Raw genomic sequence first — 12,568 nt, forward strand, 5'->3', positions numbered from 1 at the left:
GGTTCTAGCAACAATCAAACAAATGATTAGCTGCTTTCAATACCGGAACCTATGGCTACTTATTGATGAAACCTTTGTAATGGCGTTTAATCAATTGACTTTCGATTTGTTTGGTCGTATCCAGTGCTACACCGATAACGATCAGCATGGATGTACCTGCAAGTTGTGCAACTTGCGGCAAACCAGAAAGCGAACCTAAGAATACAGGTAGAACGGAGATGACAGCCAAGAACAAAGCTCCGGTCATAGTCAAACGAGTCATGACACGGGACAAGTATTTCTCAGTTGCTTTACCCGGGCGAATGCCTGGGATATAACCACCATTCTTCTTCATGTTATCGGCCATTTGTTGCGGATTCATCTGCACGAAAGTGTAGAAGAACGTAAAGCCGATAATCATCAGTACATAGAGCACCATACCCAGCGGTTTGTCATAAGACAAATTCTGAGTGACCCATGTAGCCCAACCATAATTAGCCCAGAATGAAGCAATAATGACTGGGAACTGGAGAAGAGATACAGCGAAAATGACTGGGATTACACCTGCCGCATTAATTTTCAGCGGAATATGAGTGTTTTGTCCACCGTACATTTTGTTACCTACAACACGTTTCGCATATTGAACCGGAATTTTCCGGATCGCTTGCTGGATGTAGATAACCCCTACTACTGTTAACAGGAGAACAAGTACCACAATAATCACTTTAAGTGCATTCATGAATACTTGATCAGCCTGGATAAATTCAGATTCAACTGTTGTACGGATCACATTAGGAATCGTTGAAACGATACCTGCAAAGATAATAATAGAAATACCGTTACCAATACCTTTTTCAGTAATCTGTTCACCGAGCCACATGAGGAACGAAGTACCTGCAGTCAATACGATAGCAATGACAATATAGTCAATGAATGTTGCATTCGGCACCATTTCCTGTCCATACAAACGGTTAAAACCAATAGATGTACCAAAAGCCTGGATTAACCCCAAAATTACTGTACCATAACGCGTGAGCTGCGCAAGTTTTTTCTTACCATGCTCACCTTGTTTAGCCCATTCCGCTAGTTTCGGAATAACATCCATCGACAGTAGCTGTACAATGATGGATGCTGTAATATATGGCATAATCCCGAGCGCGAATATCGAAAATTGGAACAACGCTCCGCCCGAGAATGTGTTCAGAAGACCAAACAATTCTCTGCCTTGCGAATCTGCCGCAGTAAAGACTTCTTTGTTAACTCCGGGAACCGGAACAAAGGAGCCAATGCGGTAGATTATCAGAACAAAGAGAGTGAATAAAATCCGTTTACGCAGATCTTCAACTCGCCATATATTCTTTAAGGTTGTGAGCATTAGATCACCTCGGTTTTACCGCCGGCAGCCTCGATTTTCTCTACCGCAGATTGAGAGAACTTGTTAGCTTTAACTGTCAACTTCACAGTAATATCGCCATTACCCAGAATTTTGATTCCGGATTTTGTGTTTTTCACAATACCCGAGTTAACCAAAATTTCTGGAGTTACTTCTGTACCTGCTTCAAAACTGTTCAGATCTTGAAGATTCACAACTGCATACTCTTTACGAGTAGGATTTATGAATCCGCGTTTTGGCAGACGACGATACAATGGGTTCTGTCCACCCTCGAAGCCTGGACGTACACCACCGCCAGAGCGAGAGTTTTGACCTTTATGACCGCGACCTGAAGTTTTACCCATACCGCTGGAAGTACCGCGTCCAACGCGTTTGCGTTCTTTGCGGGATCCAGGTGCTGGAGAAAGTTCATGTAACTTCATCGTTCGTTGCACCTCCTTAATGATTTGTGGGACAAGTCCCTTACGTACTATTCTTGGATTTCTTTAACAGAAACCATGTGACTTACTTTGTTCACCATACCGCGGATAGCAGCATTATCGTTATGAACCACAGTTTGGTTGATCTTACGAAGACCGAGTGTGTTAACAGTCGCTCTTTGTGACTCATTACGTCCGATCAAACTGCGAACGAGGGTAATTTCCAATTTAGCCATGAGATTCCCTCCTTAGCCCCGAAGCTCTTCGACAGTTTTTCCACGCAATTTCGCCACATCTTCAGCGCGTTTCAAGCGGGACAAACCTTCCAAGGTCGCATTGACCATGTTCATGGAATTCGAAGAACCCAGTGATTTTGTCAAAATGTCACCTACACCAGCAAGTTCCAGAACGGCACGTACTGGTCCACCAGCGATAACTCCAGTACCTTCAGAAGCTGGTTTCAAAAGAACACGTCCAGCACCGAACTTACCAGTGATCGTGTGAGGAATAGATGTTCCTACGATTGGCACATAAATCAGATTTTTCTTAGCATCATCAATACCTTTGCGAATCGCATCAGGTACTTCGCCAGCTTTACCAATACCAGCTCCAACCCAGCCGTTGCCATCGCCGACAACTACTAGTGCGCTGAAACTGAAACGGCGTCCGCCTTTTACTACTTTAGCTACGCGATTAATATTTACAACTCTTTCAGTGAGTTCTAAAGTGTTAGGATCTACACGCAAGTCGTTAACCTCCTTTTAAAAATATCTTAGAATTCAAGCCCTGCTTCACGAGCAGCATCAGCTAATGCTTGAACACGTCCATGATAAAGGTAGCCACCACGATCGAAAACGATGTTAGTGTATCCTTTTTCTTTTGCACGTTTAGCAACGAGTTCGCCGACTTTACGAGCCGCTTCTACGTTACCACCGTTACTGATTTCGCCACTGATTTCTTTATCTACTGTTGATGCGGATACCAGGGTTACACCTGCTACATCATCGATCAATTGAGCGTAGATATGCTTGGATGAACGGAATACGTTCAAACGTGGACGTTCAGCTGTTCCAGAAATTTTACCACGAACACGGATATGTCTTTTCAGACGTACTTTGTTCTTATCTTGTTTAGTAATCATCTTCGTTTCACTCCCTTCAGTTTGCCTTTAAAGCTTCATTTTAAGACGCACAGGGTATATTAGAAACACGAGCATATCGCCACCATATGATAGAGACGAAGGAAAAACGGTAAGAAAACTTATTTCTTCTTACCGGCTTTACCTTCCTTACGGATAATGCGCTCGCCTTCATATTTAATCCCTTTACCTTTATAAGGCTCAGGTTCGCGAACAGAACGGATCTCAGCTGCATATGCACCTACACGCTCTTTGTTGATACCGCGAACGATGATTTTTGTGTTCGTAGGAACCTCAAACTCAATGCCCGGCTCCGGAGTGATTTCTACCGGATGGGAGTAACCTACGTTCAGTACGATTTTATCTCCAGATTTGCTTGCACGATATCCGACCCCAACCAGCTCTAGAGATTTTTCGAAACCTTCAGTTACACCACTTACCATGTTACTAACTACGGAACGAGTAGTACCGTGCAAAGAACGATGGAGTTTGTTATCAGAAGGACGAGTTACAAGAATTTCATTATTTTCAACAGTTACCTTCATATCTTTATGAAGTTCACGTGTGAGTGTACCTTTAGGACCTTTAACCGTAATAACGGAGTCATTCAAAGTGACTTCTACGCCACTTGGTACAGTAATTGGTTTGCGACCAATACGGGACATGTGTTGCACCTCCTTGTTTTGTGACTTATATTACCAAACGTAGCAGATAACTTCGCCGCCAGATTTTGCTTGGCGAGCTTCTTTATCTGTCATTACGCCTTTGGAAGTAGAAATGATCGCGATTCCGAGACCGCCAAGTACGCGAGGTACTTCATTGCTCTTCGTGTAAACACGTAGACCTGGTTTACTGATTCTTTTCAGACCAGTAATAACACGCTCGTTGTTTTGTCCGTATTTCAAGAAAATACGGATGATTCCTTGTTTGTTATCATCCACATATTCAGCATCACGGATGAAACCTTCACGCTTCAGGATTTCAGCGATTTGTTTTTTCATCGTCGAAGCAGGCATTTCTACCGTTTCGTGACGAACTGTGTTCGCATTACGAATGCGAGTAAGCATATCTGCAATTGGATCAGACATAGTCATTGTGTGTAACCTCCTTCCCGTTCAGGACTTTTTACCAGCTTGCTTTTTTCACGCCAGGGATCTGGCCTTTATAAGCTAATTCACGGAAACAAATTCTGCAAATTTTAAACTTCTGTAATACAGAATGTGGACGACCACAACGTTCGCAACGAGTATAAGCACGAACTTTAAACTTCGGAGCACGTTGTTGTTTAACTTTCATTGAAGTTTTTGCCACTTAGCCTGACACCTCCTAAATAATTTCGGAGAATTCGGGGTCTCTCAAAGACTCCCGGATACTTTAAATTCTTACTTTGCGAAAGGCATTCCGAGTTGAGTAAGCAATTCGCGAGACTCTTCATCGGTTTTAGCCGTAGTTACGATTACGATATCCATACCGCGGACTTTGTCCACTTTATCATACTCAATCTCAGGGAAGATGAGTTGCTCTTTAAGACCAAGTGTGTAGTTACCACGACCATCAAACGCTTTGTTTGATACCCCTTGGAAGTCACGTACACGAGGAAGAGTAATGTTGAACAATTTATCAAGGAAGTGGTACATACGCTCGCCGCGCAATGTCACTTTAACCCCGATTGGCATGTTCTCACGCAGTTTAAAACCAGCGATTGATTTTTTAGCTTTTGTGATTACTGGTTTTTGACCAGAAATCAGCTGCAAATCATTCACAGCGGAATCAAGCACTTTGGAGTTTTGGACAGCGTCACCCACCCCCATGTTGATAACCACTTTCTCGATTTTAGGAACTTGCATTACTGAGCTATATTCAAACTTCTGCACCAAAGCAGGAGTTATTTCATTTAGGAAACGTTCTTTCAATCTTGCCATGAATTATGGACCTCCTTTCTCATTCGGTTACATTAGTCGATCGATTCTCCGGAACGTTTAGCAACGCGTACTTTTTTGCCGTTGTCTAACACTTTGTAACCAATACGGGTTACGTTTCCGCTCTTCGGATCAATATGCATCACGTTCGATACATGGATTGGAGCTTCTTTCTCGATGATTCCGCCTTGTGGATTAAGCTGGTTAGGCTTTTGGTGTTTTTTAACGAGGTTAACACCTTCTACAAGAACGCGGTTCTCACGAGGATAAGCTGCGATGACACGGCCTTTTTTGCCTTTGTCTTTACCGCTGATCACCATAACAGTGTCGTCTTTTTTGACGTGCAACTTGTTGTTATGAGATTCCAAGACCTTTTTCACTTTTGCCATTTCGTACACCTCCTATGACTTGCGTGAACAAGCTATAAATCAATCCTAAGAAGGATTAAGTTGTTATATTAGATAACTTCTGGAGCCAAGGAAACGATTTTCATGTAGTCTTTTTCGCGAAGTTCGCGAGCAACTGGTCCGAAAATACGAGTACCACGAGGGCTTCTGTCTTCTTTAACTACCACTGCTGCATTCTCATCAAATGCGATGTAAGATCCGTCTTTACGACGAACAGAACGTTTTGTGCGAACCACAACTGCTCTTACCACATCACCTTTTTTGACAACGCCGCCTGGTGTTGCTTGTTTGACAGAACAAACGATAAGGTCTCCGATTGAAGCTGTACGACTACGTCCCGTACCACCCAGTACGCGGATACACATCAGTTCCTTCGCACCAGAGTTGTCTGCTACAGTCAAACGTGTAAATGGTTGAATCATCTTGTTTTCCTCCTTTCAGCCAAGCTGAAAATCATTAAATGATAATCGCTTTTTCCACGACTTCAACAAGTCTCCAGTTCTTGTCTTTCGACAAAGGACGAGTTTCCATGATTTTAACAACATCACCAATTTTAGCAGTGTTATTTTCATCATGTGCTTTGAACTTTTTAGTGTACTTGATGCGTTTATGGTACAAATCATGCTTTTTGTAAGTTTCTACAGCAACCACAATTGTTTTATCCATTTTGTCGCTAACCACTTTACCGACTTGCACTTTACGTGCGTTGCGTTCTTCGCTCATTGTTGGGCCTCCTTCCTCATTTAAAGACGGATTGTCCATCCGGTACTATATATTAGCTAATCCCAAGTTCTCTTTCACGGATGATCGTCTTAGCACGTGCAATTTCTCTACGTACGTCACGAATACGAGTTGGGTTATCAAGCTGACCGGTAGCGAGTTGAAAGCGGAGGTTAAAGAGTTCTTCTTTAAATCCGGCAATCTTTTGCTCAATTTCAGCAGTGGTTAGGTTGCGGAATTCACTAGCCTTCATTTACTTCACCACCCAATTCTTCACGTTTCACAAACTTCGTTTTGATTGGCAGCTTGTGAGCAGCCAGACGCATTGCTTCGCGAGCAACATCTTCTGGTACGCCAGAAAGTTCAAACATGATCTTTCCTGGTTTAACTACAGCAACCCATTTCTCAACGTTACCTTTACCACTACCCATACGAACCTCTAGAGGCTTTTGAGTAATTGGCTTATCAGGGAAAATTTTAATCCAAACTTTACCACCACGTTTGATATAACGAGTCATCGCGATACGAGCAGCCTCGATCTGACGGTTCGTAATCCACGCTGGCTCAGTAGCTTGCAAGCCATATTCACCAAAGTTCAGTGTAGTACCGCCTTTAGCTTGGCCTTTCATGTGTCCGCGTTGTTGCTTGCGGTGTTTAACACGTTTTGGTACCAACATGATTAGTTGCCTCCTTCCTTAGCAGCTTTCTTAGCCGTAGGAAGAACCTCTCCACGATAGATCCATACTTTAACGCCTAGACGGCCGTAAGTAGTATGAGCTTCAGCTGTACCGTAGTCAATGTCGGCACGAAGCGTATGCAGTGGAACAGTTCCTTCGCTGTAGCCTTCAGAACGTGCGATCTCAGCTCCGCCAAGACGTCCGCCTACTTGTGTTTTGATTCCTTTTGCACCAGAGCGCATAGTTCTTTGAATTGCTTGTTTCAGAGCACGACGGAAAGAAACACGGCGTTCCAATTGTTGTGCAATGCTTTCAGCTACAAGAATTGCGTCAAGATCTGGTTGTTTGATTTCAGAAATATTGATGTGAACTTTTTTACCGCCTGCAATCTTCGTGATTTGACCACGGAGAATTTCAACTTCGGATCCACCTTTACCGATAACCATTCCTGGTTTAGCAGTATGGATCGTTACATTGACACGGTTAGCCGCTCTCTCGATTTCAATACGAGATACTGCGGAGTCTTTCAATTTATTTTTCAGGTATTCACGAATTTTTACGTCTTCAAGCAAAAGATCACCGAAATCTTTGCCTGCGTACCATTTGGATTCCCAGTCACGGATAACTCCGATACGGAGCCCGATGGGATTTACCTTTTGTCCCACACGTTTTCCCTCCTTATTTTTCGGATACCACCAAAGTAATGTGGCTGGTGCGTTTATTGATACGACTTGCACGTCCCATTGCACGAGGGCGGAAACGTTTCATAGTCGGTCCTTGGTTTACATAAGCTTGTGAGATAACCAGATTGTTAATATCCAAAGAGTAATTGTGCTCTGCATTTGCAATAGCAGAGTTGAGCAATTTCTCAACTACTGGAGAAGCGGATTTTGGAGTGTGACGCAGAATTGCGATCGCCTCGCCCACTTGCTTACCACGAATTAAGTCAACAACAAGTTGAACTTTACGAGGAGCAATCCGAACAAACTTGGCATGTGCTTTTGCTTCCATTGTTTAACCTCCTCTCAAACATTAGCGCTTGATCATTTATCTTCTTGTTTTCTTATCGTCTGCTGCATGACCTTTGTAAGTACGCGTAGGAGCGAACTCACCCAGTTTGTGTCCAACCATATCTTCCGTTACATATACAGGAACGTGTTTACGGCCGTCATACACACCAAACGTATGTCCAATGAATTGCGGGAAAATTGTAGAGCGACGGGACCAAGTTTTGATCACTAGTTTCTTCCCGGACTCGTTCATATCTTCAACTTTTTTCATCAGGTGTCCATCAACAAATGGCCCTTTTTTTAGACTGCGACTCATGTGTAAATCCTCCCTTCATCCAATGTTCTCGTTCATTCACGATCGCGCGCGCGAAGTTATGCACAGTGACGTGTATTACTTCGTGCGGCGGCGAACGATGTATTTGTCAGAAGCTTTGTTTTTCTTACGTGTTTTGTATCCAAGAGTTGGTTTGCCCCAAGGAGACATTGGCGATTTACGACCGATTGGAGCTTTACCTTCACCACCACCGTGTGGGTGATCGTTAGGGTTCATTACTACCCCGCGAACTTCTGGACGTTTTCCGAGCCAGCGACTACGGCCTGCTTTACCGATTTTAATCAATTCGTGATCTTGGTTACCAACGGATCCGATTGTAGCGCGGCAAACTTTAAGAATGCGGCGAACTTCACCAGATGACAAACGAACAGTCACGTATTTTTCTTCTTTACCAAGAAGTTGTGCTTCTGTACCAGCTGCACGGACCAATTGGCCACCTTTACCTGGTTGAAGCTCAATGTTATGAATAACTGTACCTACTGGGATATTTTCAAGAGGTAAAGCATTACCTGTCTTGATATCTGCAGTTGGTCCAGATTCGATTTGATCTCCTACTTTAAGTCCTTTTGGAGCGATGATGTAACGTTTCTCACCATCTGCGTAGTGGATCAGAGCAATATTGGAAGTCCGGTTAGGGTCATACTCGATTGTAGCAACGCGGCCCGGTATTCCATCTTTAGTACGTTTAAAGTCAATAATACGATATTTACGTTTGTGTCCGCCGCCGTGGTGACGAACCGTAATTTTACCTTGGTTGTTGCGGCCTGCTGTTTTGCTCAGCGGAGCAAGCAACGATTTCTCAGGCTGGTTAGTCGTAATTTCTTCAAAAGTGGATACGGACATATTACGTCTAGCCGGAGATGTCGGTTTGTACTTTTTAATTGGCACTGAATTTCCCTCCTTACTTTAGCAGTTTCTTATACAGATTCAAAGAACTCAAGTGCTTTGCTATCTGGAGTGAGAGTTACGAAAGCTTTTTTCCACTCTGGAGTGTAGCCAGAGTAACGGCCGTAACGTTTCAACTTACCAGGTACGCGAAGTGTATTCACGTTTTTCACCTTAACGTTGAAGATCTCTTCAACAGCAGCTTTGATTTCTGTTTTATTTGCACGAATATCTACTTCGAAAACATATTTCAAATCAGCCATCATATCAGCTGTACGTTCAGTGATTACTGGACGTTTAATGATATCACGAGGATTTTTCATTACGCAAGAACCTCCTCTACCATCTGTACTGCTTCTTTTGTAATGATCAGTTTGTCGTACGTAAGTACGTCAAGAACATTAATGCCGTCAGCCGCAACAAATTTCACACCAGGAATATTTCTCGCGGAAAGAGCAACATTATCATCATAGCCTGAAGCAACGATCAAAGCTTTGCGATCTACTTTAAGATTGTTCAAAATAGCTGCAAATTCTTTAGTTTTCGGTGCGTTCAGCGTAAGAGCATCCAGAACGATGATTTCGTTGTCGATTACTTTAGAAGACAATGCGGATTTGATCGCCAGACGACGAACTTTTTTAGGTAGTTTGAAAGCGTAACTGCGCGGAGTTGGACCGAATACAGTACCACCACCTACCCATTGTGGTGCACGGATCGAACCTTGACGAGCGCGACCTGTACCTTTTTGTTTCCAAGGTTTACGTCCACCGCCACGTACTTCAGAACGTCCTTTTACTTTGTGTGTACCTTGACGAAGGGAAGCGCGTTGCATAACAACAGCATCATGAAGAACGTGAGTGTTCGGCTCAATTCCGAATACTGCGTCATTCAATTCAACTTCTCCTACTTGGCTACCACTGACATTATAAAGTGCTACTTTTGGCATTTTGTGTTCCTCCTTTCCTTAGGTGATTATTTCTTCACCGATTCTTTAATTTTAACGAAGCTGTTTTTTGGTCCAGGAATAGAACCTTTAACAAGCAATACATTACGTTCAGCGTCTACTTTAATTACTTCAAGACGTTGAATTGTAATTGTTTCGTGTCCCATGTGTCCTGGAAGGTGTTTACCTTTAGGTACACGGTTCGCTTGAATGGAACCCATGGAACCTGGTCCTCTGTGGTAACGGGAACCGTGAGACATTGGGCCTGTTCTTTGTCCCCAACGTTTGATAACACCGGCAAAACCTTTACCTTTAGAAATACCAGTTACGTCAACAAATTCGCCTTCTGCGAAGATGTCTGCTTTAATTTCTTGGCCAACCTCGAATCCCGCAAGATCAACACCGCGGAGTTCGCGAACGTAGCGCTTAGGAGCTGTATTAGCTTTTTTCGCATGTCCTGTTTCAGGTTTGTTAGCATTTTTTTCTTTCTTATCGGCATAACCTAGTTGTACAGCTTCGTAGCCGTCGTTTTCCAGGTCTTTCTTTTGCAAGACAACAGATGGACCTGCTTCGATAACCGTTACAGGAATTACGTTACCTTCTGGTGTAAATACTTGCGTCATGCCTAGTTTTTTACCTAAGATACCTTTCATGTTGACACCTCTTTTCCTTCATTAATACAAGTTTGATATTACAATTTAATTTCGATATCTACACCGGACGGTAGATCCAAGCGCATCAAGGCATCCACAGTTTGTGGAGTTGGGTTCACAATATCGATCAAACGTTTATGAGTACGTTGTTCGAATTGTTCACGAGAATCCTTGTACTTGTGTACCGCACGAAGAATAGTAATGATTTGTTTTTCAGTTGGAAGCGGAATCGGACCGGATACACCTGCACCCGAACGTTTTGCCGTTTCTACAATTTTCTCAGCGGATTGATCAAGAATCCTGTGGTCGTAAGCTTTCAAACGAATACGAATTTTTTGCTTTGCCATTTTAGTCCCTCCTTTTATCGCCCAATTTAATATCGGACATACTCCGTGAAAATTTTCTAACCCACTCTCCCATGGCAAAGGGGCCGGGTGTGTCAGTAACCTCTCACATCATCGCAACGTCACAGAACAACATTTATTATTATATCGAAAACATAGACATAATGCAAGCATTTAAATGAAAGATTCTAAAATCAATCATTCTTATAATACTCTACATCACATTTGGCTTTATACAAATTAATATTGCAGCCTACCCTACTATAGAAATAGAGATGTCTTGTTTCCTTAATCTGTTGTCCCCGAATCACAACTTTACCTATTATATATTAAATTATAAAAAAAGCAAAAGGAAAAAAATGAAAAAAGGACCCGGCCGGAGATGGCAGGATCCTTTTTTGCTGTCCAATACAATGTTACTCGTTCCAATACAATGTTGCTCTATTTTTAATTTGACTTAGGAGTCAAATTATTTTTGGATGGATGCTACTGCACCAGCACCAACAGTACGTCCGCCTTCACGGATCGCGAAGCGAGTACCCTCTTCAATAGCGATTGGAGAGATCAGTTGTACTGTAACTTCGATGTTGTCACCAGGCATAACCATTTCAGTACCTTCTGGAAGGTTGATGATACCAGTTACGTCAGTTGTACGGAAGTAGAACTGTGGACGGTATCCAGTGAAGAAAGGTTTGTGACGTCCGCCTTCTTCTTTAGTCAAAACGTATACTTGAGCAGTAAACTCAGTATGAGGATTAACGGAACCTGGTTTGGAAAGAACTTGTCCACGCTCGATTTGGGAACGGTCTACACCACGAAGCAATGCTCCAATGTTGTCACCAGCTTGAGCGGAATCCAGAAGTTTACGGAACATTTCAACGCCCGTTACAACGGATTTTTTAGTTTCTTCGTGAATACCTACGATTTCGATTTCTTCGCCGACTTTGATAGTACCACGCTCTACACGACCTGTAGCAACAGTACCACGACCAGTGATGGAGAATACATCCTCAACAGGCATCAAGAAAGGTTTGTCAGTGTCGCGCTCTGGATCTGGGATGTAAGTGTCGATTTCTTTAAACATCTCAACGATTTTTTGAGCCCATTCACCTTCTGGGTTTTGAAGTGCTTCACGAGCAGATCCACGAGTGATTGGAGTGTCATCACCTGGGAAGTCGTATTCGCTAAGAAGGTCGCGAACTTCCATTTCAACGAGTTCAAGAAGCTCTTCGTCTTCAACCATGTCGCATTTGTTCAAGAATACAACGATGTAAGGTACGCCTACTTGGCGGGACAGAAGGATGTGCTCACGAGTTTGCGGCATAGGGCCGTCAGCTGCGGATACAACCAGGATAGCTCCGTCCATTTGTGCAGCACCAGTGATCATGTTTTTAACATAGTCAGCGTGACCTGGGCAGTCAACGTGTGCATAGTGACGAGCATCAGTTTCATATTCAACGTGTGAAGTAGAGATTGTGATACCGCGTTCGCGCTCTTCTGGAGCTTTATCGATTTGATCGAAAGCGATCGCTGCGCCACCGTAAGTTTTACCCAATACAGTAGTGATTGCAGCAGTCAATGTAGTTTTACCATGGTCAACGTGACCGATAGTACCGATGTTAACGTGTGGTTTAGTACGTTCGAACTTAGCCTTTGCCATTTGAACGTGGCCTCCTTAGAATGGATAGTTTTATATGTTGGCACTGTGTGGATAAGCACCATTAGATTAATATTAACCTTTGGTGCT

23 protein-coding genes are annotated in these 12,568 nt (G+C 43.1%); all 23 read right to left on the bottom strand.

Features of this window, described 5'->3' with window-relative positions; genetic code table 11:
* Window positions 1-55: 55 nt before the first annotated feature.
* The 23 genes from secY to tuf all read right to left on the bottom strand — a co-directional run bounded on the left by secY (window position 56) and on the right by tuf (window position 12,481).
* Window positions 56-1,354, bottom strand: coding sequence for a preprotein translocase subunit SecY (gene secY / locus QPK24_RS21065; protein ID WP_160036624.1), 1,299 nt, complete (start codon window positions 1,352-1,354; stop codon window positions 56-58).
* Window positions 1,354-1,794 carry a 50S ribosomal protein L15 gene (gene rplO / locus QPK24_RS21070; protein ID WP_160036623.1) on the bottom strand — a complete coding sequence of 147 codons (441 nt, stop codon included), beginning with the start codon at window positions 1,792-1,794 and terminating at the stop codon, window positions 1,354-1,356. Before rplO ends, secY begins: the two co-directional genes overlap by 1 nt.
* Before the next feature lie 47 nt (window positions 1,795-1,841).
* A complete protein-coding gene (rpmD, locus tag QPK24_RS21075; protein ID WP_160036622.1) occupies window positions 1,842-2,027 on the bottom strand; it encodes a 50S ribosomal protein L30 in 186 nt (61 codons plus the stop codon).
* Between the two features lie 12 nt (window positions 2,028-2,039).
* The gene (rpsE, locus tag QPK24_RS21080) at window positions 2,040-2,537 is read right to left on the bottom strand and encodes a 30S ribosomal protein S5 (protein ID WP_160036621.1); all 498 of its coding nucleotides are present in this window, start codon (window positions 2,535-2,537) and stop codon (window positions 2,040-2,042) included.
* Window positions 2,538-2,563: 26 nt separating this feature from the next.
* Window positions 2,564-2,932, bottom strand: a complete 369-nt coding sequence (gene rplR / locus QPK24_RS21085; protein ID WP_160036620.1) for a 50S ribosomal protein L18 — start codon at window positions 2,930-2,932, stop codon at window positions 2,564-2,566.
* Between the two features lie 119 nt (window positions 2,933-3,051).
* Window positions 3,052-3,594, bottom strand: coding sequence for a 50S ribosomal protein L6 (rplF, locus tag QPK24_RS21090; protein ID WP_285744458.1), 543 nt, complete (start codon window positions 3,592-3,594; stop codon window positions 3,052-3,054).
* A 30-nt stretch (window positions 3,595-3,624) separates the two neighbouring features.
* On the bottom strand, window positions 3,625-4,023 hold the full coding sequence (gene rpsH, locus QPK24_RS21095; protein ID WP_160036618.1) for a 30S ribosomal protein S8: 399 nt from the start codon (window positions 4,021-4,023) through the stop codon (window positions 3,625-3,627).
* Between the two features lie 31 nt (window positions 4,024-4,054).
* Entirely contained in the window at window positions 4,055-4,240 is a 186-nt protein-coding gene (locus QPK24_RS21100) for a type Z 30S ribosomal protein S14 (RefSeq protein WP_010348808.1), read from the bottom strand.
* A gap of 71 nt (window positions 4,241-4,311) precedes the next feature.
* A complete protein-coding gene (gene rplE, locus QPK24_RS21105) occupies window positions 4,312-4,851 on the bottom strand; it encodes a 50S ribosomal protein L5 (RefSeq protein ID WP_191804532.1) in 540 nt (179 codons plus the stop codon).
* A 32-nt stretch (window positions 4,852-4,883) separates the two neighbouring features.
* Window positions 4,884-5,237, bottom strand: a complete 354-nt coding sequence (rplX, locus tag QPK24_RS21110; protein ID WP_076315706.1) for a 50S ribosomal protein L24 — start codon at window positions 5,235-5,237, stop codon at window positions 4,884-4,886.
* A gap of 68 nt (window positions 5,238-5,305) precedes the next feature.
* Window positions 5,306-5,677, bottom strand: a complete 372-nt coding sequence (gene rplN / locus QPK24_RS21115) for a 50S ribosomal protein L14 (protein WP_160036616.1) — start codon at window positions 5,675-5,677, stop codon at window positions 5,306-5,308.
* A 34-nt stretch (window positions 5,678-5,711) separates the two neighbouring features.
* Entirely contained in the window at window positions 5,712-5,978 is a 267-nt protein-coding gene (gene rpsQ, locus QPK24_RS21120; protein ID WP_160036615.1) for a 30S ribosomal protein S17, read from the bottom strand.
* Window positions 5,979-6,030: 52 nt separating this feature from the next.
* Window positions 6,031-6,228: a 50S ribosomal protein L29 gene (gene rpmC, locus QPK24_RS21125; protein ID WP_160036614.1), complete on the bottom strand. Its 198-nt coding sequence runs from the start codon at window positions 6,226-6,228 to the stop codon at window positions 6,031-6,033.
* The gene (gene rplP, locus QPK24_RS21130) at window positions 6,218-6,652 is read right to left on the bottom strand and encodes a 50S ribosomal protein L16 (RefSeq protein WP_160036613.1); all 435 of its coding nucleotides are present in this window, start codon (window positions 6,650-6,652) and stop codon (window positions 6,218-6,220) included. Before rplP ends, rpmC begins: the two co-directional genes overlap by 11 nt.
* Before the next feature lie 2 nt (window positions 6,653-6,654).
* Complete coding sequence (gene rpsC, locus QPK24_RS21135; RefSeq protein ID WP_160036612.1) at window positions 6,655-7,317, bottom strand: 30S ribosomal protein S3; 663 nt, start codon at window positions 7,315-7,317, stop codon at window positions 6,655-6,657.
* Between the two features lie 13 nt (window positions 7,318-7,330).
* Window positions 7,331-7,663 (bottom strand): 50S ribosomal protein L22, encoded by a 333-nt coding sequence (gene rplV, locus QPK24_RS21140; RefSeq protein ID WP_160036611.1) that lies wholly within the window; start codon window positions 7,661-7,663, stop codon window positions 7,331-7,333.
* 36 nt (window positions 7,664-7,699) lie between these two features.
* Complete coding sequence (rpsS, locus tag QPK24_RS21145) at window positions 7,700-7,978, bottom strand: 30S ribosomal protein S19 (protein WP_160036610.1); 279 nt, start codon at window positions 7,976-7,978, stop codon at window positions 7,700-7,702.
* A 75-nt stretch (window positions 7,979-8,053) separates the two neighbouring features.
* Window positions 8,054-8,884 (bottom strand): 50S ribosomal protein L2, encoded by an 831-nt coding sequence (gene rplB / locus QPK24_RS21150; RefSeq protein WP_213535594.1) that lies wholly within the window; start codon window positions 8,882-8,884, stop codon window positions 8,054-8,056.
* Window positions 8,885-8,913: 29 nt separating this feature from the next.
* Window positions 8,914-9,204 carry a 50S ribosomal protein L23 gene (gene rplW / locus QPK24_RS21155; RefSeq protein ID WP_091161597.1) on the bottom strand — a complete coding sequence of 97 codons (291 nt, stop codon included), beginning with the start codon at window positions 9,202-9,204 and terminating at the stop codon, window positions 8,914-8,916.
* Entirely contained in the window at window positions 9,204-9,827 is a 624-nt protein-coding gene (rplD, locus tag QPK24_RS21160) for a 50S ribosomal protein L4 (protein ID WP_285744469.1), read from the bottom strand. The genes rplW and rplD overlap by 1 nt, the downstream gene beginning before the upstream one ends.
* 26 nt (window positions 9,828-9,853) lie before the next feature.
* A complete protein-coding gene (gene rplC, locus QPK24_RS21165) occupies window positions 9,854-10,477 on the bottom strand; it encodes a 50S ribosomal protein L3 (RefSeq protein ID WP_160036606.1) in 624 nt (207 codons plus the stop codon).
* A 38-nt stretch (window positions 10,478-10,515) separates the two neighbouring features.
* Entirely contained in the window at window positions 10,516-10,824 is a 309-nt protein-coding gene (gene rpsJ, locus QPK24_RS21170; protein WP_017692074.1) for a 30S ribosomal protein S10, read from the bottom strand.
* A 466-nt stretch (window positions 10,825-11,290) separates the two neighbouring features.
* Window positions 11,291-12,481 (bottom strand): elongation factor Tu, encoded by a 1,191-nt coding sequence (gene tuf, locus QPK24_RS21175; protein ID WP_160036605.1) that lies wholly within the window; start codon window positions 12,479-12,481, stop codon window positions 11,291-11,293.
* Window positions 12,482-12,568: the final 87 nt, after the last annotated feature.

Origin of the sequence: Paenibacillus polygoni (assembly GCF_030263935.1) — a bacterium.
GTDB classification, from domain to species: domain Bacteria; phylum Bacillota; class Bacilli; order Paenibacillales; family Paenibacillaceae; genus Paenibacillus; species Paenibacillus polygoni.